Here is a 23,686-nt window from a genome sequence, read left to right as displayed (position 1 = left end):
CAGCGAGCCTCCAATTTGTAGGGGAGGCTCGCTGGTTTTTCCATGCCAAATGTTCATCGTTAGCCCTAAGCAATTGGGCTATTCAAGCTTTAAATGCTGACTTTGCCAGTAAGCAAGTCATCTTGCGCAGGAGGCGTAACAGAGATTGAATCTGATTCTGTTGCAACTGTTCCCGACTGGAGCTGATACATTTGGAAGTAACGCCCGCCTTGGGCCATAAGTTCATCATGGCTACCCCGTTCAACAATTTCACCCCGATGCAGCACCAAAATTTGGTCCGCACTGCGAATGGTGGACAAACGGTGAGCAATGATAAAGGTCGTACGTCCCTTCTTGAGCACCTCAAGAGCGGATTGGATGAGCGCTTCCGTTTCGGTGTCAATATTGGCAGTTGCTTCATCCAGAATTAAAATTGCGGGATCAAAGGCTAGTGCACGAGCGAAGGAAATAAGCTGGCGTTGCCCGGCTGATAAGGTGCTGCCTTTTTCAATAACAGGCTCATCGAATCCTTGCGGCAAATGGGCCAGCAATTTGTCGGCTCCAACATCATGCAGCGCTTTATTCACCTGTTCTCTCGTGATTCGGCTGTCTCCGAGACTGACATTGGAGGCTACCGTACCTGTGAATAAATATGGATCTTGAAGAACAATACCCATATGATGGCGAAGCCATTGCTTAGGGATGTCTTTGACAGACGTTCCGTCAATGGTGATCGTTCCTTTTTGCGGATCATAGAACCGGAATAGCAGGTTAATAATCGAACTTTTGCCTGATCCGGTATGTCCGACAAGGGCAACCGTTTGGCCGGGTTGTGCTGTAAAGGAAATATGTTTAAGTACATCATCCTTTTTGTAGGCAAAGGAAACGTCGTTAAACTCTACCTGGCCTTTGTAGCGCGGCATCGTGCCGTCCGTCACCGGCTCTCCAGTTTCGTCCATCAACTCAAATACGCGTCCTGAGGATACGATGGAAGTATCCAGTACGGCGAGTTGGTTGACCATACCCGTCATAGGTTGGAACAGTCGACCCAGCACATCGACGAAGGCATACAATACGCCTAGTGAAACAGCACTACCTGTAGTTCCGAGCGCCTCAGATCCGAAATACCACAACACGACGGCAAAGGCGAGATTTCTCAACACGTTGACTAAATTGTGCGAAGTGAAGGCGTTCAAATTCAGCATTTTATTCTGATGCTTCATATAGTCATCATTCAGTTCCTCAAACTCTTGCTGCGTTTGTTTCTGGTGGCGGAACACGCGAATAATGGACATCCCTTGAATCGATTCATTGATAATCGCATTAATTTCACTGAGTCTGGACCGAATGATCGTATTATAGCGGGTGGCGACCTTGCGATACAATACAATCCACAAGATCAGTAACGGTACAATAAACAGAGAGATAAGACCCAGTCTGAAGTCCAGCAAAAAGAGTGCAACATATACCCCTGCCATCGTCACAATCCCTGAAGTGAAATTGGAGAGCACAGCCACAAACAAATCTTTGACTGCCTCAGTGTCATTCGTAACACGGGATACGACTTTGCCTGCAGGCAAGTTATCAAAAAAGTAAACTGGCAGCCGCTGGATGTGAGCGTAGAGATCAAGCCGAAGCTTTTGTATGACCTTGTTCGCCGAGGATTGCAGCCAGTATGTTTTGCCGAATTCAGCAAAAATGGAAATAACCAGGAAGAAGCAATACCAGCCAATCAGCTGAAAGATACCGGGCATTTCCGGTTTGTAAAAGCTATACAGTTCATCAGCTGTCAGAGCCTTAGCTTCATAGCGAAAGGTGTCGGAGCCGCGTGTCACAGTCAGCGTTCCGTTTGTGAAGGAGCGGTTACCGTCAGCCACTTGAACCGAGCCATCGACAAATACGAAAGATTTACCAACTTGTAAAATCCTCGCTTCGCGACCTTTAGTCTCCCCGGACTCAAAGCGATCTTCACGCTTAAAGTGGGTTCCAGCATAGCTTACAGTTCCGTCCACACTAGTTGTTTCATAAAATGGTTTTTCAATAGCGAGCATATGGTCGTCGATCATCGTTTTGGCGATGAAGGGACCAGCCAGCTCGGCGGCTACTCCGATAGCCAAAGCGATGAGAGCGGCGATAAAACCTGCTTTGCTCGTCAGCGCGTACTGAAATAGCCTTTTGCCGATATTGGGTTTCATTAGGATACCTCCCCTGAGGTCAGATCAGATTCCACTTGTTGCCGTACATACTGTTGTCGGTACCATCCGTCAGCCTGAAGTAGCTCGCTGTGGGTCCCTTCCTCAATAATACGTCCTTGCTCCAGCACGACGATCCGGTCTGCATGTTCTACAGCAGAGAGGCGGTGGGTGGAGATCAAGGTTGTTTTACCCGAGCGCTTACGTCGGATATTGTCAATAATCCTTGCTTCCGTCCGGGCATCTACTGCAGATAGTGCATCGTCGAGCAATAGAATATCCGGATCACCGATAAAGGCGCGCGCCAGCGAAACACGCTGCTTCTGGCCGCCGGACAGGGCGATACCCTTTTCTCCGACCAGTGTATCCAGCCCATCAGACAGGGTACCTAAATCCTGGTCGAAGGCAGCAGTACGGATAGCTTCCATAATGTCGTCGTCATCTGCATGAGGTTTTCCGAATTGAATGTTCTCGCGCACCGATTTGGAAAACAAAATTTGCTCTTGCGGCACGTAGCCGATCCAGCTGTGTAGTTGTTCTACTGCAATGTCCTCTAGACGTATGCCGGAGATTAAAATATCACCACTACCCGTCGGATATTCATGTAGTAGCTGTTTGAGCAGCGTGGATTTCCCACTGCCTGTTCTACCGACGACGCCCAGCGTTTCTCCGCGTTTGAGCTCCAGACTCACATGTGACAGATTGTCAATAGTAGAGGTAGGGTAACGGAAGGTAACGTCTTTCATCCTGATGGATTCGAGGCGATCCACTGGAACAGGTTGAGCCGCATCTTGAACATCTGGCTGGACATCGAGAGTTTCATTAACCCGGTCCAAGGAAGCGCTACCGCGCTGCATAATGTTAATCAGCTCTCCAATGGCAAACATCGGCCAAATCATCATTCCTAGATACATATTAAAGGAGACCAGTTCGCCTAGCGTGATATCGTTATGAAATACCAGATAAATACCATACCCGAGTCCAATGACGTAGCTAAGTCCTACACATAAACGAATTGTTGGTTCAAAGAGGGCATCCATCCGAGCGACAGCCAGATTTTTACGAAATACATCGTCGGTAATATCAGCAAAACGCTTTTCGTCCATTCGTTCTTGCACATAGGCGCGAATGACTCGGATACCTGCCACGGATTCCAACACCTGATCGTTCATATCACCAAATGCATCTTGTGCCAGTGTGTAACGCTCGTGAACGGCTTTACCGTAAATGCTCATAGCCAGTGCGATAAAAGGTAGGGGCAGGATAGCTGCCAGTGTCAACTTCCAACTGATTAGAGTGCCCATGGCAACTAATACCACGCTCAGATAGACCGTAGAGTCTGTCAGTGTCAGCATACCGAAGCCCGCTGTACTTGCTACGGAGCGAAGGTCGTTCGTGGCACGAGCCATCAGATCCCCAGTGCGATTGCGTTCAAAAAATGGAGGGGTCATTCGCAGCAGATGATTCATAAAACGTGTGCGCAGTAAGCGTTCCACCAGATTGGCACCACCAAACAGCTTGTGCATCCATATGTACGTAATGTAGTAGATGACGGCTAGAATGCCTATGATGTACAAAATATAACGCCAAAGTGAGGACCAGGAAATTGAACCGCGTACAATCTCATCAATGGCACTACCAAGCAGCCGAGGTGGAGCAAGCTCCAGCACACCAACGGCTATCAGCAAAAACAATCCAATGGAGTATCGGCTTCGTTCTCTTTTAAAAAACCAGCTTAAATTTTTAAGTACCGAAAACAAGAGGAATCCCATCCTTTCATGACAAGTTCATTCGAGAGTTGTGTACCATTTTGAAGAAACAACAGCGGCTTGCTACCACAAATATGATCCGGCAACAGGCGCAAAAAAGGCATACCGTCCGCAGACGATATGCCTTAAATCTCAATATCATATGGCGCGCAGGTATTTTCAGCACACTCACCACTGAAAAACTGCTCAAACGCAGGCAGCCACTCGTATTAAACCATACAACGCGAATGGCCCAATTTTGAAGGATGCGACAGGGGAGATGCTCCGGTATGAAGTTGTTGTGTTTGTAGATGTGGGTAAAATGCAATAGGAAATTTTAGCACCGGTAACACTCCTTTCTTCCTCAAAATGGGTTTACTCTAACATGAGTAATCGTTCAAATTGGTAATAAATTTCAAAATGGATCTCGTATGGTTGAATCTTAACACCCTTATTTGCGAATTGTCAAACCTTTTTCAAAAAAATGTATATGACTTGTCCAAGAAGCTCGCTGGGTTCGGACGGTTGGTGGCCATTCTAAAAGATGCTATGATATAGTTGGCAGACGTCATTGTACAAGGAGATGAGCATAACGTATGAGCATACAGGTAACTGAACCTGCGGCACAGTGGTACATTAAGGAGCTTAGTTTGAATCGTGGAGATTCGATCCGTTTTTTTGTTCGCTATAGCTCTGGCGGTGGGTTGCATCCAGGCTTTTCTCTGGGAATTGCCGTAGAGCCGCCGCAGCACCCCGTATTACAGCATGAAGCGGCTGGCATTACGTTTTATATGGAGGACCAGGATTACTGGTATCTGAAGGGCCATCATCTGGAAGTTAAGTATTTGGAGGAACATGATGACATTATTTACACCTATGTTGAGGATGAACAAGCTTAGTGTTCCACTGTCAATCATAGCGTGCAAATAGTTGTTCTTGGACATGAAAAGCGGCGGAGTATCGTGTTACAGGAGATAAGCCTGTACATGATGCTCCGCCGCTTTTTTGTGGTTAAGGCGGGTATGTCGTATGTCAAGGGTTGTTAAGTATCGGGCCATCGAGTGCAAAATCAAAATCATCAATGTCGTACACATGTACAGGTACGGAAGCTTCGATAATGCGGTGGATCCAGTCCAATTGATCCGTCAGAATGGGTAAAGATTCACGCTGAGCTGTCAACAAAAGTTCAGTCTCAATTGGATCAAAATATTCTCCGTAATGCGCTGTATCAACAGCATTAATGATGATGAGTGATGTATTGGCATCGAATAGAATAGGCAAGCTCTTGGCCCAAGGCATCTGAAGCGCACGCCGAATTTTTTTCTGATTCAACGGTTCCTCAAAATAACTGATCAACTCGCTTACCTTCCGCTTCACATGTTGATCGTCCATAGGATTATCCATGAGCGGCTCTGTGCTGTCCTGGAATTCGTATAGCTCTAGTAGTGATGTGTAAGGCACTATATATTCCACAGGGGCGGGAGATGTAAGTAGTTGGCCGTATATAGCCACCATTACAGCTTCCGTTACAAATTGTCGAGACATCGGTCAAGCCTCCTGCATTTACCAAATTATGCGATATGAGTATACCACAAAGCGGGACTGAATTCAGCCCGACATGCAGATTGCTATCATGTATTCCTATATTTGTTGTGCGAATTTAGCTACGGCCGATTAATAAGGAAAGCAATCCGGCAGCAATTAGAGGCCCAACAGGAACTCCTTTAAAGAAGGCAACGCCAATGACGGTCCCGATCAGTAGACCTGTCACAATAATGGGCTGTCCAGACATCAAAGTTACTCCGCGGCCGCCAAGATAGGCTACCAGAATTCCGATACCAATCGCGAGCAGTGATTTCCAGTGCAGGAAAGACTCCATCACCTGATTGATACTGATTTTACCGCTGGCTAGCGGGGTCATGACCCCGATCGTCAAAATAATAATTCCGATCGTCAGGCCATACTTTTCAAGCCAGGGGAAAGCAGTGTGAAAGTTGGTTACCCGCAGTAGCAGTAATACAACCATGGCAATAGTCACGGTAGAGTTGCCACTAACAATTCCTAGACCAGCCAACACGAGTAAGATAAGTGAGCTGTAATCCATACAGATGTTCTCCTTCGTTTATTTAGCTTTGGATATGTTCGGCGATTTGTCGCCCGTGCCAGCGGCCTGTTTCAATAAACACTTCATTGGCATTGCTGCCTGAAGCGATGACCCCGGCGACATATACACCCGGGATGTTCGTTTCCATCGTGGCAGGATTAAATTCTGGTTTGTCCAGATCCTCAGCCATGTGAACGCCGACAGACTCCAGCAGTTTTCGTTCCGGGTGAAATCCGGTCAGTGCCAGTACAAAATCATTCTCGAGTCGGAATGCTTCAGTGTCCAGCGGATTGACTATGACATGGTCTGGATGGATTTCGGTAATGCGTGCGCCTAAGTGCAGCGTGATTTTCCCTTTTTGTACCATACTGTCAAACAGTGGACGTACCCACGGCTTGATGTATTGGGACAACTCGCTTCGACGATATACCATATCAATCGTAGCTCCGACCCGCACCAATTCCATCGCAGCATCTACCGCAGAGTTACTGCCACCGATGACTGCGACCCGGGTTCCTGTATAGGGATGGGCTTCGCTGAAATAGTGCGTGACTTTATCCAATTGTTCCCCGGGAATGCCTAAATAGTTCGGATGATCAAAATATCCTGTAGCCACTACGACATAACGGGACGAATACGTTTTGGTTATTTCTCCTTTGCTCAGGGTATGTACGGTAAATGTACCGTCATCCTGGCGATGAATGGACTGGGCCTCCTCATAATGCTGAATGTTCAAGTTATAATGAGTGGCTACCTTACGATAGTACGCCAGTGCTTCATGACGATAAGGTTTGTCATTAGGGGTGCTGAATGGAACATCACCGATTTCCAGTAGTTCGGCGGTGCTAAAAAACTGCATGTTCGTCGGATACAGAAAAATGGAGTGAACGATGTTGCTTTTTTCAATAATGACAGTTTGCAAACCTCTGCGGCTGCATTCGATTGCAGCGGATAGTCCGCAGGGTCCGCCACCGATAATGATTACGTCGTGCATTTGGATGAACCTCCAGTTGTATTGGTTTATTACGCCAATTTTGTAGGGTTAACATTATTTTGACGATTAAAAACGGATCTCAGAATTGAAGCAAATAGCTCAGTATGTGAGAAGTTTTCAAATAATAATCCTACCCCAATGCGAACACAATATCCAGCCGTTTTCAGAAAGAGATGACGGACGGTGAAGATTGACAGCCACTTTTAGAAAACATATAATTAGATATATATCTATTTTTTATGATTGAATTCGCTTGCATAGCAAGTATGTACTAGTGAAAAGAGGTGCAATAACGATGCAACTGGATAAAATGGTCAATTATCATAAAGCACTTGCTGATCCAACGCGAATGCGGATATTACTTCTTTTGTCCCGTGGGGAGATGCATGGCCAAGCTTTGGCGCAAAAGCTGAATTTATCACAGCCGACGGTTACACATCATGCTTCCAAACTCCGTGAGGCTGGGTTGATTAAGGAACGACGTGATAAAAACACGGTGTATTTTACACTGAATCCAGAGCTGATCCGGCAGCATGCCGAGGCGACGGTGCAATTTATTTTTGAAAAAGGAGAGAGGGAGGAAGAGATGTCAGAGTTGAATGAAACGCTGGAGGCGTCGGTCTTACGCAATTTTTTTTCCAAGGACGGCAAGTTGCGCCAAATCCCTGCACAGTATAAGAAAAAATTGATTGTACTTCAGATGCTGGCAGAAAAGCTGGAGCCAGGCCGTATGTATCCTGAACGTGAATTAAACGAGTGGATAAAGCAATACCATGAGGATTTTGCAACGATTCGGCGTGAGCTGATTATGCATCAGTTTATGTACAGGGAACGGGAAATGTACGAATTGAACCCGCGTGAGATGTGGATACGCTGGGATCAGGTACGCTAAACGAAACTTGACAAAGATTTCAAAAAAGTTTCGTAGCAGCCTTGACAGACAATTGATGGACTTGTATGATAAAGGAAATTTTAGGAGGAGGCGATGTTATATGCGTACGAACATGAATGGATGGGTTCAGCAGCAGAATGACTTGTCTCCCGCACGGACGATGCACGGTTAAAAGACTGTATGGATCTATAGTCTTGGCTTAGCAGTTGGTTGGACAGTAGAACCAACGAAATCCGCAGGGAGTGATTCCCTGCGGATTTTTTATGGTTAGGCATCTTGTTATCCAGTTGTTGGTTCTGGGGAGTGGTCCTTGAGAGACTGCTTGCTTAAGTGAACGAACGGATCACATCGGCCTGAATCGTATACCCTCCGCAGGGAAACCCCTGCGGATTTTTTGCGTTGTTTGCATGTGGGGAGAAAAAATGTACACCTATCGAATAACACTACGATCAAAAATAAACGATGATTTCAGGAGGAAAACAATGAGTATACATGAATACGGTTGGTCTGATTATTGGAACGGTTTTTGGGACCAATGGAAGCAAAGCTATGAGGAAAGAGCAGGAAATACACAGGTACGTCCTGCCCGCTTGATTGCAGATTATGGACAAAAAGTGAAGCTTATCACAATGGATGGAGAACGCTGGGGAGCGGCTTCAGGTAAGCTACGACATGCTATGGTAGATCCGGCGGAAATGCCGGCTGTAGGGGACTGGCTGGCAATCACCACGTCGGATGAAGTGTCGGATGCAGTAATTCATGCCGTCTTGCCACGTAAAAGTCGAATATCTAGGCAGGCCGCGGGCTTTGAGACGAAGGAGCAACTGATCGCGACAAATGTGGATACGCTTTTCCTTGTTAATGCGCTGAATCATGATTTTAATATGCGCAGACTGGAACGGTATTTAATTATGGCTTGGAACAGCGGGGTAAACCCAGTTGTCGTGTTGAGTAAGAGTGATCTTTGTGAAGATGTCGAACAGCGGGTTGCTGAAGCGGAGGGAGTTGCTCCTGGTGTACCTGTTATCGTTATCTCTGCTTTGCAGAACGAAGGCAGAGAGCAACTGGAGGCGTTTCTTCAACCTGGCTTTACAGTTGCTTTGACAGGCTCTTCCGGTAGTGGCAAATCCACGATAGTAAACTGGCTCTCCGGGTCTGAAGTTCAACTGACACAGGATGTGAGGGAGGAAGACAGCCGGGGCAGGCACACAACCACTCACCGACAGCTTTTTCCCATCGCAAAGCAAGCTGTTCTGCTGGATACACCCGGCATGCGTGAGCTTAATCTGTGGGATGATTCCATGGGTGTCGCTCATACCTTTACGGATATTATGGAAACGGCGCAGCAATGCCGTTTTGCAGATTGCAAGCATAAGGGCGAAGCTGGATGTGCAGTGGAGGAAGCTATAGAGAGAGGGGAATTGTCGGAATCCAGAGTGAACAATTATCGCAAAATGCAGCGGGAACTGGAATATCAGGCGCGTAAGGAAGCAGATCGACGCAGGAAAGATAGCCGTTCAAGCACAGCCCCGGGTCGTAGAGATCAGCGAAGCGGCTGGCGACGTGATGTGGAGTGGTAAGCCGAGCCGCAGTGAAGCATCAAATGTAAAAATATAAGAAAATCTATGTTGTATTCGGCATATGGTATAAAGGGGTGAATATATGCCGAACTACAGCATTGTGGTGGATTTATCGGATCGTCGTTTATATTTGAAAGATGGAGATCAGATTGTTCTTAGTTATCCAGTCGGTATTGGCAAGCTGGCTACACAGACACCGCATGGGCAATTTACGATTATTAACAAACAACCCAATCCCGGCGGCCCTTTCGGAGCGTTCTGGATGGGGCTGTCCAAGCCGCATTATGGCATTCATGGCACCAATGAGCCATGGTCCATTGGCAAGATGGTGTCACATGGCTGCATTCGAATGCAGAATAAGGATGTGCTTGAGCTTCAGGAGAAGGTAAGTATAGGCACGCCAGTCACGATACAGCCGTAGCGGCTAGACGACATCGGGTCAGACATGGAAGCCGCGTCATATGCTGTATCTGTGAAGCGTATTTCATGGCGAACGGCCGTAACTTTAAGTTAGATGCTGCGTTTAGTTACGATTTGGGTTGGATAGGGATACGGGCTTCAATCTGTTTGGAGCCCTCTTTGTCGTCTGCGGACTTGACTAACGGTCCCGAAAGGCGTTCCCCTTGTGTACCGTACGCCTGTTTGGCGTTGGTCCACATATCTTCGTTCGGTTCGAAAATTATGACTATGGTGTAGTGGTTGGCAAGGCTCGGCTTTTTGACCCTCATGCTGAAGGAGCCGTCAGGCATAACTTTGGTTTGATCATCGTAGCCAAACTGCCATCGTCCCGGAAAATCAATCGTGAGTTTGACGTCCGATCCTTCCAGCAAATTGCTGCGCGCATATACATGATAATGGTTACCTTCTTGCTTCACATCAGGCTTAATCCACACTTGAGGGCTACCGTAGTCCTTAGGTTTGTTCCAGACGGGCTTAACTAAAGGGGTATTGCGTTCTTGTTCAGGATCAAATTCAGCCCCAATCCGAACTTCATGCAGAAGCTGTTTGTTTTCTTCGTATTGATATACATAAGGACCTTCTAATTTGTTGCCACCGCTGCCATACAGATTTCGTATTTCATTGTCTTGGTCATCTGGACGGAACAGAACAGTCAGATCCATACTGCCCTGTATTCCGGGGCGTTGTACCTGGAGTACAAAACTTCCATCCTTTTGAACGGTTGTCTCATCCGTGTACCCAGTTAACAGGGAGTTTTTGACCGCAAGATTCCCTTTAATCCGTGCTCCGGCCGGGAGGTTGGAATGTCCTGTAACCTTCACGGTATTTTTATCAATGCTAACGCCACCTGATATTTCGACATAGCTGCTGCCTTGCTTATGGACAGGTGTATGATTGGCAGCTCGTTCATCAAGGGATGATGCGCCTTGGTTGGGATTACCCGTTACGGTGTAGGCACGTGCTTCAGCTTCATGTTGGGCCATACTCCGGGTTGAAGCTTTTTCCCTGCTGCATGCAGCCAGCATCGTTAGGATTAAGAATGCACATAAAAGGTTCCAGCCTATTTTGGTAATCATGTGTTTACTCATGGTTTTTGCTCGCTCCTTGTCCATAGCTTCCAGGCTTAACGTGATAAAATTTTCGAAACTTTATATATTTACCCTAATTAAAGGGTATGTAATCCCGTCTGCTTTATCCTATAAGTAACGTACCTGTTTAAACAACAGACAGAATGGTTAAAAATGGATAGCCTGATCATCCCCTTGAAAAGCAGGGGCAGCTTGCTGTAAAGGAGCCTGAGTCATATGTCCATTGACCGTTTTATCTTAAAAAAGCTGGACAACTGCCGGGAAGAGCATACACGCGCTAATTTACTAGAACTGTTTAGAATACGGATTGAGAAGGCGCAGAATAAGGAACGAGGCGGTAAAAAAGGTTATCGCAGAATACTTTAAATAGAGTCTAATCAAATGCATAAGCTGCGGTAAGTCACATGTATCATGTTTCAAAGCTGCTGATATGGAGAGGGTGCTGAAATGCCCCTCTCTTTTTTGTGTCTAATGTGGACAAAAAAAGTCCCTCTTAATAGAGGGACAATGCCAATGAATCATTTTCACTAACGCTATGCAGGATGGCTTCACAACCGACAATCTCTATACTGATCAAAGAGTTAAGACATTTTTGAAGGGCACGCTTGCCGCTGGAGATTTTATTCTCCAAAGTGTTACTTAGAAGTTTTAATGTTTTTTGTACCGGTTGCTTATTTTCTTGATTGAAGTATACGGGAATACGTTTGTTTTGAAATGTAATTAATGTTCTCACAAAAATCACCTCGCCTGAGTTATTTCATGGCTTCATTGTAGTGCCCGTTTCTTAAAATTACCTTAAAAACACCTTATAAAAACATAAAGGTCTGAAAAATTTACAAAGTGTTCACAACAATCTAGGTAACAATCGAATTTAGTTCTAACTAATCGACAATATGACGTATATCCCCATATTAAAAACAATTAAATACATATTATTGATGCTAATGGCTCTACTAATGTGAGAAAATATGACTAAAGTCGCTGTTTTATTTTTGGAGTGGGTATTTTGTAACAAATTGACAGTCTAATAGTCGGATGCTACAGTTACGATAGCCATATTTCCGTAGAAATAGGCTTTTTGCGTGAACTTTGCTATATATTAAGGATCGGGAGGGATGACAGATGATCCTGACCGTGCTTTCAGGACGACAGGAAACAGAGTGGTTTGACATCGAGGTAGCTGATGAATACTCGGTGGAACATTTAAAGTTGATGCTGGGTGTACGCATTTTCGGCGAGCCTCCAGCGGAAGGCATGCAATATATTATGGAAGCAAAGTTCCCGGAAGGGCTTTGGTTCAGGGTGGGGGATAACCAGCTACTCACAGGATCAGGCTTGCGGGAAGGCTGTACTGTGCGTATTCAGCGCGCTTTTTCGACAACTCAGGACGAAGCGCCTGTGTATGGAAGGCGTTCTCTGTTTCAAAGTGAAAAAAATGGGTAAATACACACATGAAATTATATGAAACCTTGGTAAAATGAAATAGTAAGCGAAAAGGGGGACTTTTGTCTTGAATGCATTATACCAGCGATCCCCGAGATTAAGGCCGGCGCTCCGAGAGGAGAAGCTGGAGATTTTACGGCCTCCGGCTGAGCCGAGCAAGCCGTCTTTTTCTATTATATCTATACTTATTCCGTTAATGATGACGTTGGTGACTATAGGCTTTTACGTATATATGAGCAAAACAGGTAAGATGGGCAACAGTAACTATTTGATGTTCCAGATGGTTACTGTGGTCATGATGCTTACATCTTATACGATTCCTTTTTTCGTCTATCTAAATAATAAGAAGGAATACAAGCGTAAGCTTGAGGAACGGGACCGCATGTACCGGGAACAGCTCCAAAAGCATCGTGAAGAACTTGAAATGAAACGCGAGGAGCAAATTCGCACACTATATGAAATTCACGGTGACCCGCAAATATGCACTCAAATTGTCAAAAACCGCAACAGTTCACTCTGGGAACGATCACCTGAGGATGAGGACTTTTTGCAGGTGCGTATTGGGACTGGACAAGTTCCCTTCCATATTAAATTGCAAATTCCACGCCCAGACGGTTATGATCGAGATCCTTTGTTGGGAGCTGCGGATGAACTGGAAGAAGAATTTCGTCTGGTAGACGCCGCTTCCATTGCATTACCGCTATTTCAATCCAAAGTGGTTGGATTGGTCGGCGAACGGGAGCATACCCTTGCTGCGTTAAGAGTCATCTTGGCACAAGTGACGGTTCGTCACTCGCCAGATGAAGTGAAAATTGCTTCCTTCTATGACGAGCGAGAGGAAAGTGAATGGACTTGGATGCGCTGGCTCCCACATGTGTGGGATGATGACCGAATCCAGAGAATGATGTCAGACCGCAGTAGCAGTGCACATCAACTAGCTGATTTTCTGTTTGCCAGACTGAACCGCCGTAAAAATAATCGCAATGATCGTCAGGGCAGAGGGATGGAAGTCCCGTGTTATGTCGTTGTTTTATCTGACACCCAGCTGATTGAGGAAGAACCGTTGCTGCCGTTGTTACTGGAGGACGGCCGAGCCATTGATGCGTGTACGATTGTGCTGGCTTCTCGTAAAGAGGCTTTGCCGATGCAGTGTCAGCTGATTGTGGAGGCTTCCAAAGAGCAGGGCGTATATGCCCGCAAATCAGAATCGGCGGAGGTTGAACAGCAAAGTTTTAAACCGGATCGTTTATCAAAAGAGGAAGCCGATGCATTGGCGCGGTACATGGCTCCTATTCGCTTGAAGCGTTCCTCTGCTTCTGATATTCCCGCTGTGCTGCCTCTGTTTGATATGATGAGCGTAGCGAGTGTAGCAGAACTGGACGTGGCAGATCGGTGGCGACGTAACCGCCATCCTGATACCTTACCCGTACCGATGGGCGTGCGAGCAGGCGGCAAGAAGATTATGATTAACCTGCATGATAAGATAGAGCGTCAAGGACATGGTCCCCATGGCTTGATCGCCGGTACAACGGGTTCAGGGAAGAGTGAGGTTATCCAATCCATCGTAGCCTCGCTTGCTGCCGAGTTTCATCCGCATGATCTTGCTTTTATGCTGATCGATTACAAGGGTGGAGGCATGTCTAACACGTTCGTTAACTTGCCGCATGTGGTGGGTACGATTACGAACTTGGACAATAATTTGATTGAACGTGCCAAAATATCTCTTAAAGCAGAACTGGTTCGTCGACAGAAGATATTGAACGATGCAGGCAATTTACAGCATATTGATGAATATTACAGACTACTCCGGCAGCGGCAGGAACAACCGCTGCCTCATCTGGTTATTATTATTGATGAATTTGCACAATTAAAGCGGGATCAGCCAGAGTTCATGGACGAGCTAATCAGTATTGCTGCGATTGGGCGGACACTAGGTGTCCATTTGATTTTGGCAACGCAAAAGCCCGCAGGTGTCGTGGATGATAAGATCTGGAGTAACTCCAGGTTCCGCATCTGCTTACGGGTGCAAAGCGAAGGTGATAGCCGTGACATGTTGAAAATACCGAATGCTGCGTGGATTACGAAGCCGGGACGAGGATATTTTCAAGTGGGTAGCGACGAGGTTTTTGAAGAGTTGCAGTTTGCTTGGAGCGGTGCGCCGTATATAGGCAACAGCGATATTTCTTCTGCACTACCTGTCCATGAAGTGAGACTGAACGGGAAACGTGAAGCGCTACTGACGGGCGGAGAACGGGCAAGCTCAGGCTTAAAAGGTGAAGAAGCTCCTAAACAGCTTCAAGTATTTATTGATTATATTGCGAATGAGGCTGCTAAAGCAGGGATCGAACGACTTCAGGGACCGTGGCTTCCACCGCTGCCTGAATTGCTGGATTTAACAAATCTGCCTGCATGCACCGAAATAGATAGTACATCATCATCTTTGGAGCTGAAGGCTCTTATGGGTCTGGTCGATGATTTGCCGAATCAGCGGCAGGAGCCGATTTATGCATCGCTGGATCATGGTCATTGGGCTGTGTATGGCATGCCGGGCATGGGGAAAACGACCTTTTTGCATACGTTGCTGATGTCCACGGCTCAGCGTTTTACTGCGAATCATTGGAATGGTTATATCATTGACATGGGTCGAACGATGCGCGACTTTGGGGAACTTCCCCAAATCGGGGCTGTTATGATGGCTGAGGAGGATGACCGGATCAAGCGATTGTTCCGTTATCTGTTCAAGATGGTGGCCGTACGCAAGGAAATGCTTTCCGAGGCTGGTGTCAAAACAATAAGCTCTTATCGACGTTCTGCTGTCGAGGATATTCCGCAAATTGTCGTAGTCATTGATGGATATCTTAATTTCCGTAATGCTTATCCAGATGAAAATGAACTGCTGGAATCTCTTTTGCGAGAAGGAGGTAGTCTAGGTATCACGTTTATCATTACGGCGAACCGGATTACCGATGTGTTTGAGAAATTCCGCAGTAACATACCGAATGCTGTTTCTTTTGAAATGTCCGACCCGAGTGACTATTATTATGCGGTAGGACGACCAGCCAAAACGCCAGGACCGTTAATTCCAGGCCGCGCCCTGGTTAAAGGACATGTTCCTCCGCTGGAGTTCCAAACGGCTTTGCCTTCACCAGGTGAAGATGAGGCGGAACGATCAGCACGGTTACGTCGCAATATCGCTGGCATTGCGCAGGAATGGAAAGGCAAGCACGCACCAGCCATTCTTCCATTACCTGAGCGGATTCCACTGTCGGAACTGCTTCAGCAGTGGGATCGGACAATTGGACCCTCGGGCGCACTTCCTTATGAGGTACCTGTAGGTCTACAGAGTGACGATCTTGAGCCTTTTCTCCTGAATCTAAAAGAAGGGCCCAATTTTATCGTGGGTAGTCCAATGGAGGGTGGAAAAACCTCTTTTCTAATGAGTTGGATTATATCGCTCGCTTATTACACATCACCTAATCAATTGGAAGTCTATACGATTGATACACGCTATGGAGGCGGAGGACTATCTAGATTACGGCATCTTCCTCATGTTAAGGCTGCTGCCGAAAGCGAAGAAGAAATGGGGCCTCTGGTACAGAAAGTGTATGATATCGTTCAACAGCGGAACAAGGAAGGGAATGATCCCGAATTGCTCCTGGTCATTGATGATGCGGATATGTTAAGTAAGCAACTGAACGATTTTATGATAAAGGATCAGCTCTCCGCCATTGTACGGTTGGGACGTGATCGCAATGTGCATGTCGTGCTATCGGGTGTGCCATCTGATTTTCCTACCTTTGGGGTGGACTGGTTTAATGATGTCAAGGCAAGCCAAAGCGGTATGCTATTTGGAACACTAGATTCGAATGATCTATCGTTCTTTCGTATCCCTTATTCGGAGGCGAACGCCGCTGCTGGTGGCCTAAAAGTCCTGCCACCTGGGCAGGGATACTACGTACGGCGCAAATTTACCAGGATAAAAGCGGCAATTCCCTTCTCAGAGCAAGTGAGCTGTGAGGATTGGATAACGAAAATTCGTGACCGATGGCATGTTGTAGTTTGAAGGGAGGTGGCTCATAATGTTAACGTTTCAAGCTTCCAAGCAGAAGTTAATAACCCTTAAGGCGAAGGAACTGTTTTTTCTAGCAGGCGTATTGGGTTCTGACAGACTGCTTGGGGTGGAAGATCCGTTTAAGGGCTATCTAGCAGAGGAGTTGGCGGAAGAGTGGGAGCAGGTAAAAGCTACTCTTTTGGAAAAGGGTTATCTAAAGCGGGCAGATAAGGGCAAAGAGCTAGCAATGCCTCCTACCGTTTTTTCAAGAGTCGCTATCGCGGGATTATCCAACAGGGCTTGCCGTATACGCTATGTGCGGGGAGGCAAGCAGTTTGAAGGCTATCTCCATTGCACGAACGAACGTGTAGTGGAACTCGTGAAATCCGCTGATGAACCCGATGAGTATCGACTGTACGATCTGGGTAATGTGGAAAAGGCTTGCGAAACATTGATTGATAAAATGGGTTGGGTAGATCGACTTGTGCCTGAATCCCCCGCACTTATGTTCTCCAAGCAGGCATTTAATAAAATTTACGAGCAGTCGGCAGGAGAAAGTGTATCTCTGATCAGCAGTAAACTGACCGAGGCTAGCGGAGATGCAGTGGGGTCTGCAAGCCTGGCTCAGTCTTTGAGTTCCCGTGTAGCCGAGGGAGAATTGCAATTGCTGGTCTGGAACGGTAGGGAGTGGGAGTCACAACGGGCAGCCTTTGTCCTGTGTCCCGCAATGAACTGGATATTTCGGATGAGCTCCAGTGGTAACGGAGACTGGCTGATTGCAGCTATGGCTTCAAGAGATCAGTTTGTGGATTTATTATTAAATTGGTTGAAACAGTCGGCAGTGAATGAAGAAGTGACAGAAGAAGGGTGATGGATATGCGCATTCGAGTTGAACCGGATGTGCTTCGGGGGCTTAGCGGGCAGCTACAGCATGCGGCGGAGCAAATTCAACAGTTAACAGCAGGTTTGGAGCAGGCATTACAATCGCTGGATTGGGATGTATCTGCACGCGAGGCGATCTTGAATCATTGGATGCAGGCCAAGCGGATGTCAGAACAGATCCATGCTTACCTCCATACATCAGGTACACAACTGAACCGAAAGGCAGAGCAGTTTCAGTCTGTTGACCACAACTATCAAACGATTCTGTCATTTGCCAGCCAACCATTGGGACGACCCGTCACGATGCTCGATTGGTCGAATCAGCAATCACCGTCTATTCTGCCTGGGCAAGCTTCGGAAGGAGGCAGTCTGATTTCAAACCCGCAGTCTGTCGTACATGCCATTGCTGGTGTACAGTCTTCGGATATAGAAACGTTGCACCAGGATATTCTGATGCAGGCGTCTTCTAGCAGTCCGCAGGATTGGTATTTTACTGATCCGTCTACAGCAAGAGATCAGCCTGTCGCTTAGTTGGGAACGCGTTCCGGGACAATCTGGATCGATTGCAAAATTTACTTGAATTCGTTTCGCAATTCCCGGCTTTATGGGACTTATTAGGTGGTTGTTTTGTTAATATTATACTGTTAGGTGCTGTTTTCTAGTTAAAAAGTGGGATTATAACAATTAGGTCCTTTGCCTTTTGTAGGGAATTAAATAGCCATAGTACAATTTGAACCAGATAAACAAAAACATTATTTATCATCAAGGAGGACGCAAAAAATGGCAGGACGCATTTTAATTACCCCAGAACAGGTTGATCAGGTGGCTAACCAATTTAAACAAAGTGGTGAGCAAAGCCAGCAGATCGTTTCCAGTTTGACACAGTCCATCTCAGGTATGGAAGGTCAATGGGAAGGTATGACTAAGCAACGCTTCTTCCAAGAGTTTCAGGAAGCTAGCAAACAAATGCAAGCTTTCGTAACGACTTTGAATAGCATCAGCCAAGAATTGACAGCTATCGCTAACAAATTCCGTACGGTTGACCAAACGAAATAAGTTGCCTTGCCTGATAGGGATCAACTTATCATACACCACTCTATAAAGAAGCAATATGTGAGCCATTCCTCATGGTTTGGCACAGGATGTTCAGGAAAAACCGGGCGATCTTCGGATACCCGGTTTTCTTGCCATCCATAGATGTATATAATAAGGTGAGGAATACTAGCATACTGAATGATGTAAGGAGAGGGATGTTTCATGTCTTTTCAACCGAATCCGGGAGACGAATTGATCATAAACGGCACAGCTTATGTGGTTGGGCGACATCCCGCTGCACCCGGTTTAGCCTATGCTCAAGCAGGGCGACAGGGAATTGTATACCAGCTAAATGCCAAAAACGGAGCGCCGCATGAGGCCAAAGCCCTTAAGGTGTTTTTTCCGAAGTTCCGCATCCCGGCTATGGTTTATCAATCGGAGCATATGGAAGCATACGGGGATATTCCCGGTTTGCAGGTATGCAAGCGTGATGTGCTCACTCCAGAAAGAAACGGAAGTCTGATCGCCGAGCAGCCTGATTTGCTGTATGCGGTGCTGATGCCATGGGTTCACGGTATGACATGGTTCGATTGTCTCACAGATCAGCGTCAGCTTGAGGCTTCCGATAGTCTGGCTTTAGCCAGAGCATTGGCAGGGATCGGTTCAGCTATGGAGCAAAAAGGATTGGCGCATTGTGATTTATCGGCGCCGAATGTAATGCTTCCGTTTTTTTCTGAAGTGGAACTGCCTCAAGGCACGTCAGCTGTGGAATTGGTGGACGTGGAACAAATGTATAGTACTAAAATGGATCGTCCAGATGCTCTATTGGCAGGTTCGCCAGGGTATGCCGCCCATCGTACCGTCCACAGCGGGTTATGGAGTGCGTATGCAGACCGTTTTGCAGGGGCAATTATTATAGGAGAAATGCTAGGCTGGTCTGACCGTGTAGTAGTGGACAAAGCGTGGGGCGAAAGTTATTTTGATCAGCATGAAATGCAGACGCCTTGTGAACGTTATTTTATTTTACGAAAATCACTTGAATCCCGGTGGGGCAGCAAGGTGGTAGAATTGTTCAGCCGTGCCTGGGATAGTCAGGATTTAAGCAGTTGCCCTACTTTTGGCGAATGGCTGGTTGTACTTAATGCGGTTACTGAGCAGGAAATTCCAGTTGAGGCTATAGAACCGGAGCCTACTGCGACAGAAACAATAGAATCGGCAACGGTGGGCGGCCTTGCCAGTGAAGCTGCACCCTCTTTGTCAGCGCCTGCACCGCTCAAAGCTGAACAGGCTGCATTGATAAATCAGGCTGCCCTGGAGCAGGGAGAGCGTGGGGTAACGGACAAGCTGTTCCGACAGGCACGTGATTTGGAGCAGCAAAACAAACCTGCTGCAGCGCTAGAAGTATACCGGTCGTTGTATCATTTTGTAGAAGACGGCAGTCCTCTGCATGTGGAGGTGTCGGCTGCGATCACAGGGCTAGAGGAGCAGTTGAATCCCAAGACGCCAGAGCAACCTGAAAAATCAAAAGCCTGGTATCGATCCAAAGCATTTATCGTGACAACTGCGGCCGCAGTCGTTCTATTGGCAGCTGGAATCCCAGCCGTGAATATTCTTGCAGATCAGTCCAATCAGCGGCAAATCGAGGCAGCCAAGCAGGAAGAGGCAGCGAAGGCTGCAAAGGCGGCCGAGGAAAAGCTGGCAGCCGAGCAGGAAGCGGCTCAAAAATTGCTGACGGAGAAACAACGACAGGAAGCGGAACAGCAGACCAAACAACAGGCACTTGCTGCTCAAAAGCAACAGGAGGAGCAGAAGAAACAGCAAGCCCTTATCGCTCAACAGGTTAAATATGAAGCTTATCTCGCCCAAAAGGAACAAAACAAGCAGGCGGCTGCCAAGTTAGCGAAGCAAAAAGCGTATGATCAACAGGCAAAGTATGAAAAATACTTGGCTTTGAAAAAAGAGCAGGAAGCTCGTGCCGCCCAGGAAGAGGCAGCTCGTAAGGCAGCAGCCGAGGCGGAACAAAAGCAAAAAGAGTCCTTGCATGCACGAAACAAGGAGAACGTTCTTCAGCTTATTTCCCTGTACAACAAGGCGTATGCCTCTCAGGAAGGTGGAAGCGCTGCGAAGGCTAAGAGCTTTGCCAAGCGTTTTAGAACACTATATGATAGTAATCCTTCTTATTATCGTTCGGTAGGTGAAGTGGGATATCGGGCTTCCTCTATTTATAACTTTTTAGGAGATACGAATTTTAGACTGCCTAAAATTTAATATTTCATATGTTTATATATGGGTGGAATGATAGATACAAAACAGATGGAGATAGAAGGTAACTGAGGGGAGCATGTACAAACTATGAATTATACAATACAGGCTTCACAACGTACTCCCGCCCTGATCATTTACCTGATTGACATCAGCGCGTCGATGAACATGCTGATGGAGGGGCGGCGGCGTATTGACGTTGTATATGAAGCTATATCGTTGGCGATCCGGCAGATGGTTTTTCGGTCAACCAAAGGAAATCGGCTGACAGCGCGCTATCGGATTGCGATTTTGGCTTATAGTGACGACGTGTATGACCTGCTGAATGGTGTTAAGGGGATAGATGAAATTGCGGCCATTGGCTCGTTGCCCGATTTGACACCCAAACGATTCTCAGATTCTGCAAAAGCCTTCTTGCAGGCTGAACGTATTTTGCAGGCAGAATTACCAGGGATGCAGGATTGCCCTGCACCATTGGTCTGTCATATGACAGATGGGGTTTCTACAGGCGATGATCCAGAACCGATTGCGAAGCGTATTATGAGCATGAGTGTACCGGACGGTAATGTACTGGTGGAAAATATATTTTTATCTGACAGGTTGCTGGAAACGCCTATTCAGGACCCCCGTCGCTGGAAAGGTCTGACGCATAATACGCCGTTGCAGGATGAACATGCTGTGAAATTGCGTGATATGTCTTCTGTACTGCCTGAAAGCTATCGAGAAATGCTGTTTGAGGCAGATTATCAGTTAGGTGAAGGAGCCATTATGATGCTGCCCGGAACCTGTGCGGAACTGGTGTCCATTGGGTTCCAAATGTCGGCCGCAACGCCTGTACGGTAAGGAGGTAAAAGCATGAATCCACTGCTGTCCCTGCTCCCGGCGAGCAAAAAAAAGGGAATGAATGCAAGGCTGACTCAGCAATTTGCTTACATAAGCTCTCAGACAGGCGATCAGCCTCTATCATCTCATCACAGTCGTTTTATGTGTCGTTATGGCTATGGAAGATCTGCCGAATCTGCCAGTATGGGGGAAAGCGGACAGGATTTCGCCGCAGTACGTATTCATAAATCCGTCTGTTGTTTTGTCTTGTGTGATGGTGTCGGGCTCAGTTACCGAGGAGATTTTGCAGCCCGCTATCTGGGTTCTTCTTTACTGGATTGGATGGAACGGGGACAAGATCTGTCTGCTGATCAATTGAGAGTGTACCTTGAACGTTTGGCAGGTACAGCGGCAGAGGAACTGGGTCGGCAGCCTTTGGATCACGAATCAGGCTTAATGCGTTCGGTATTGGAAGATAAACGTCGTCAGGGAAGCCAGTCCATGTATATTTGCGGTAAAATCGAACTGCCGAAGCGTGGTAGCCGTGGCCGTCTCCGACTTGCCTGGCAAGGAGATTCACGTTTGCGACTATGGAACGGTGCCGAGGAAATCAGCGAGCTGTTCGATCATACTTTCTCTACAGCGGAGCGCTGGTCTACAAGTCGTGGGCCGATTGGAGGGAAGCCTCATTGGTATGAAAGAAGCATATCCGCAGATATGCCGATGAGATTACAGGTATATACGGACGGTTTATCCGATTTAGACCCCATTCGCGAGCCTGTCCCTGATGAGCAGATACAGGTATTGCTGGATGCATCCCATACCGGGGGACTTGATGATGATGCTGCATTTATTGAGTTGCAGTGGTAAATAAATAAGAAAAGGACGTATACAACCATGGATATGGATGTATACGTCCTTTTTTTGATGAATACATAGAACATACGATTCTTTAAGATATTTGTAGAATGTAACGAGGAAGAGAAGGAAAGAGGCGCTAATACGCGTAATATTCGTACTTTTCTTAAATATCGCAAAGGAATAGCAAAAAATGCGCAAAAATAGTGATTATAAAGTATATCCTTTTGGGTAATCTTGTGATTATACAGATTACTGAAAGGGAGCGATACATATGAGCTACACATATGCAGGAGGCGCGCGCTTTGAAGGCAAAACCGCTCTAATTACGGGAGCTGGTTCTGGGATTGGCAAGGCAACGGCCATTCAGATGGCTAGAGAAGGAGCGAATGTCGCTCTTTTTGACGTAAGTAATGAGCGCATTTCGGAGACAGAAAGAGAAATTAATGCTATACGTGAAGGATCAGCGCGGGCTTTTGACGTGGACATTGCCGATCCGGTGCGTGTGGAAAAAGCAGTTCTGGAAGCGGTTGAATTATTTGGAGGGCTGCATATCATTTTTGCCAATGCGGGGATTAACGGTGTCGTCGGGCCGATTGAGGATCTGAGCATTGAGGATTGGCGGCAAACATTGTCCACGAATCTGGATGGTACCTTCCTGACGGTGAAGTATACAATACCACATTTGAAAAAGAACGGTGGCGGCAGCATTATTATTACCAGCTCCATTAATGGAAATCAGCGCTTTACCAGCTTTGGAATGTCAGCCTACAGCACATCGAAGGCGGGTCAAACCGGTTTTGCTAAAATGGCTGCGCTGGAGTTGGCTAAGTTCCGTATTCGTGTGAATGTCATCTATCCGGGTGCCATTTCGACGAATATTGATGAAACCACGGAGAAATCGGAAGGGTTAAAGCAAATTACCATCCCCGTCAAGTTTCCCGAAGGAGGGCAACCGTTGGCTGATGGGCCGGGTCAACCCGAGCAGGTAGCTGATTTGGTGACATTTTTGGCTTCTGATCATTCGCGTCACATTACTGGTGCACAAATTGTAATTGATGGGGCAGAGTCGTTATTATTTTAGAGAATACTGTCCATACGCTGATCGACAGCCTGGATGACAAATATGTTGACTATTACTTTCATCAGCTTCACGATGCTTGGTGATATGTACAATGCTCGCAATGGGCGCGATGAGAGGCAATGATGCGAGGGAATGAGGCAAGAATACGAGGGCGTACAGGAGATAAAATACGGAAGAACCACCGAAGGATGAAAAATCCAGTGCGGTGGTTCT

General features: G+C 46.8%; 22 protein-coding genes. 15 read left to right on the top strand and 7 right to left on the bottom strand.

Translation table 11 applies throughout. The features are described 5' to 3' along the window. Nucleotides 1–89 precede the first annotated feature (89 nt). The gene (locus tag G9G54_RS00975; RefSeq protein ID WP_165175591.1) at nucleotides 90–2,174 is read right to left on the bottom strand and encodes an ABC transporter ATP-binding protein; all 2,085 of its coding nucleotides are present in this window, start codon (nucleotides 2,172–2,174) and stop codon (nucleotides 90–92) included. After that, a complete protein-coding gene (locus G9G54_RS00970; protein WP_165175590.1) occupies nucleotides 2,174–3,931 on the bottom strand; it encodes an ABC transporter ATP-binding protein in 1,758 nt (585 codons plus the stop codon). The genes G9G54_RS00975 and G9G54_RS00970 overlap by 1 nt, the downstream gene beginning before the upstream one ends. A 50-nt stretch (nucleotides 3,932–3,981) precedes the next feature. On the opposite strand from G9G54_RS00970, the gene G9G54_RS00965 reads away from it, so the two are divergent. Together G9G54_RS00965 and G9G54_RS00960 are read left to right on the top strand one after the other, a co-directional pair. Further along, a complete protein-coding gene (locus G9G54_RS00965; protein WP_231109418.1) occupies nucleotides 3,982–4,182 on the top strand; it encodes a hypothetical protein in 201 nt (66 codons plus the stop codon). Nucleotides 4,183–4,515: 333 nt separating this feature from the next. Then, nucleotides 4,516–4,818, top strand: coding sequence for a HesB/YadR/YfhF family protein (locus G9G54_RS00960; protein WP_061829410.1), 303 nt, complete (start codon nucleotides 4,516–4,518; stop codon nucleotides 4,816–4,818). Nucleotides 4,819–4,951: 133 nt separating this feature from the next. On the opposite strand, the gene G9G54_RS00955 is transcribed toward G9G54_RS00960, so the two are convergent. The 3 genes from G9G54_RS00955 to G9G54_RS00945 all read right to left on the bottom strand — a co-directional run bounded on the left by G9G54_RS00955 (nucleotide 4,952) and on the right by G9G54_RS00945 (nucleotide 7,017). Beyond that, complete coding sequence (locus tag G9G54_RS00955; RefSeq protein WP_165175582.1) at nucleotides 4,952–5,464, bottom strand: ADP-heptose synthase; 513 nt, start codon at nucleotides 5,462–5,464, stop codon at nucleotides 4,952–4,954. A gap of 115 nt (nucleotides 5,465–5,579) precedes the next feature. Beyond that, on the bottom strand, nucleotides 5,580–6,023 hold the full coding sequence (locus tag G9G54_RS00950) for a DUF441 domain-containing protein (RefSeq protein ID WP_165175580.1): 444 nt from the start codon (nucleotides 6,021–6,023) through the stop codon (nucleotides 5,580–5,582). Nucleotides 6,024–6,045: 22 nt separating this feature from the next. Beyond that, nucleotides 6,046–7,017, bottom strand: a complete 972-nt coding sequence (locus tag G9G54_RS00945) for a YpdA family putative bacillithiol disulfide reductase (RefSeq protein WP_061829409.1) — start codon at nucleotides 7,015–7,017, stop codon at nucleotides 6,046–6,048. A gap of 295 nt (nucleotides 7,018–7,312) precedes the next feature. Here G9G54_RS00945 and G9G54_RS00940 point away from each other — a divergent pair, with 295 nt between their 5' ends. From G9G54_RS00940 to G9G54_RS00930, 3 genes are all read left to right on the top strand, one after another. Further along, nucleotides 7,313–7,909 carry a DUF2087 domain-containing protein gene (locus tag G9G54_RS00940; RefSeq protein ID WP_165175578.1) on the top strand — a complete coding sequence of 199 codons (597 nt, stop codon included), beginning with the start codon at nucleotides 7,313–7,315 and terminating at the stop codon, nucleotides 7,907–7,909. A gap of 482 nt (nucleotides 7,910–8,391) precedes the next feature. Beyond that, complete coding sequence (rsgA, locus tag G9G54_RS00935) at nucleotides 8,392–9,489, top strand: ribosome small subunit-dependent GTPase A (protein WP_061829407.1); 1,098 nt, start codon at nucleotides 8,392–8,394, stop codon at nucleotides 9,487–9,489. A gap of 82 nt (nucleotides 9,490–9,571) precedes the next feature. Next, the gene (locus G9G54_RS00930; RefSeq protein ID WP_023988260.1) at nucleotides 9,572–9,910 is read left to right on the top strand and encodes a L,D-transpeptidase; all 339 of its coding nucleotides are present in this window, start codon (nucleotides 9,572–9,574) and stop codon (nucleotides 9,908–9,910) included. Between the two features lie 106 nt (nucleotides 9,911–10,016). On the opposite strand, the gene G9G54_RS00925 is transcribed toward G9G54_RS00930, so the two are convergent. Further along, complete coding sequence (locus G9G54_RS00925; RefSeq protein ID WP_238807607.1) at nucleotides 10,017–11,036, bottom strand: flagellar motor protein MotB; 1,020 nt, start codon at nucleotides 11,034–11,036, stop codon at nucleotides 10,017–10,019. A gap of 216 nt (nucleotides 11,037–11,252) precedes the next feature. Between G9G54_RS00925 and G9G54_RS00920 the strand changes: the two genes are divergently transcribed. After that, nucleotides 11,253–11,402: a hypothetical protein gene (locus G9G54_RS00920; protein ID WP_023988262.1), complete on the top strand. Its 150-nt coding sequence runs from the start codon at nucleotides 11,253–11,255 to the stop codon at nucleotides 11,400–11,402. A gap of 127 nt (nucleotides 11,403–11,529) precedes the next feature. On the opposite strand, the gene G9G54_RS00915 is transcribed toward G9G54_RS00920, so the two are convergent. Then, nucleotides 11,530–11,769 carry a hypothetical protein gene (locus G9G54_RS00915; protein WP_013370782.1) on the bottom strand — a complete coding sequence of 80 codons (240 nt, stop codon included), beginning with the start codon at nucleotides 11,767–11,769 and terminating at the stop codon, nucleotides 11,530–11,532. A 389-nt stretch (nucleotides 11,770–12,158) separates the two neighbouring features. Here G9G54_RS00915 and G9G54_RS00910 point away from each other — a divergent pair, with 389 nt between their 5' ends. The 9 genes from G9G54_RS00910 (at nucleotide 12,159) to G9G54_RS00870 (ending at nucleotide 23,473) form a co-directional block, all read left to right on the top strand. After that, nucleotides 12,159–12,479: a hypothetical protein gene (locus G9G54_RS00910; RefSeq protein ID WP_023988263.1), complete on the top strand. Its 321-nt coding sequence runs from the start codon at nucleotides 12,159–12,161 to the stop codon at nucleotides 12,477–12,479. A gap of 67 nt (nucleotides 12,480–12,546) precedes the next feature. Continuing rightward, nucleotides 12,547–16,542, top strand: coding sequence for a type VII secretion protein EssC (gene essC, locus G9G54_RS00905; RefSeq protein ID WP_165175577.1), 3,996 nt, complete (start codon nucleotides 12,547–12,549; stop codon nucleotides 16,540–16,542). Nucleotides 16,543–16,558: 16 nt separating this feature from the next. Then, on the top strand, nucleotides 16,559–17,401 hold the full coding sequence (locus tag G9G54_RS00900; protein WP_165175576.1) for a hypothetical protein: 843 nt from the start codon (nucleotides 16,559–16,561) through the stop codon (nucleotides 17,399–17,401). Between the two features lie 5 nt (nucleotides 17,402–17,406). Further along, nucleotides 17,407–17,943 (top strand): WXG100 family type VII secretion target, encoded by a 537-nt coding sequence (locus G9G54_RS00895; RefSeq protein WP_061829458.1) that lies wholly within the window; start codon nucleotides 17,407–17,409, stop codon nucleotides 17,941–17,943. Nucleotides 17,944–18,192: 249 nt separating this feature from the next. Further along, on the top strand, nucleotides 18,193–18,468 hold the full coding sequence (locus G9G54_RS00890; RefSeq protein WP_013309990.1) for a WXG100 family type VII secretion target: 276 nt from the start codon (nucleotides 18,193–18,195) through the stop codon (nucleotides 18,466–18,468). Nucleotides 18,469–18,669: 201 nt separating this feature from the next. After that, complete coding sequence (locus tag G9G54_RS00885) at nucleotides 18,670–20,715, top strand: hypothetical protein (protein WP_165175575.1); 2,046 nt, start codon at nucleotides 18,670–18,672, stop codon at nucleotides 20,713–20,715. An 84-nt stretch (nucleotides 20,716–20,799) separates the two neighbouring features. Further along, nucleotides 20,800–21,552 (top strand): vWA domain-containing protein, encoded by a 753-nt coding sequence (locus G9G54_RS00880; RefSeq protein WP_013309992.1) that lies wholly within the window; start codon nucleotides 20,800–20,802, stop codon nucleotides 21,550–21,552. Nucleotides 21,553–21,564: 12 nt separating this feature from the next. Further along, a complete protein-coding gene (locus G9G54_RS00875; RefSeq protein ID WP_165175574.1) occupies nucleotides 21,565–22,401 on the top strand; it encodes a hypothetical protein in 837 nt (278 codons plus the stop codon). A 262-nt stretch (nucleotides 22,402–22,663) separates the two neighbouring features. After that, nucleotides 22,664–23,473: an SDR family oxidoreductase gene (locus G9G54_RS00870; RefSeq protein WP_061829403.1), complete on the top strand. Its 810-nt coding sequence runs from the start codon at nucleotides 22,664–22,666 to the stop codon at nucleotides 23,471–23,473. The last annotated feature ends 213 nt before the right edge of the window (nucleotides 23,474–23,686 follow it).

This window comes from Paenibacillus sp. EKM212P (genome assembly GCF_011066115.1).
GTDB lineage: Bacteria > Bacillota > Bacilli > Paenibacillales > Paenibacillaceae > Paenibacillus > Paenibacillus polymyxa_B.
The sequence above is the reverse complement of the archived record's forward strand: the minus strand, read 5'-3'. Positions and strand labels throughout refer to the sequence as shown.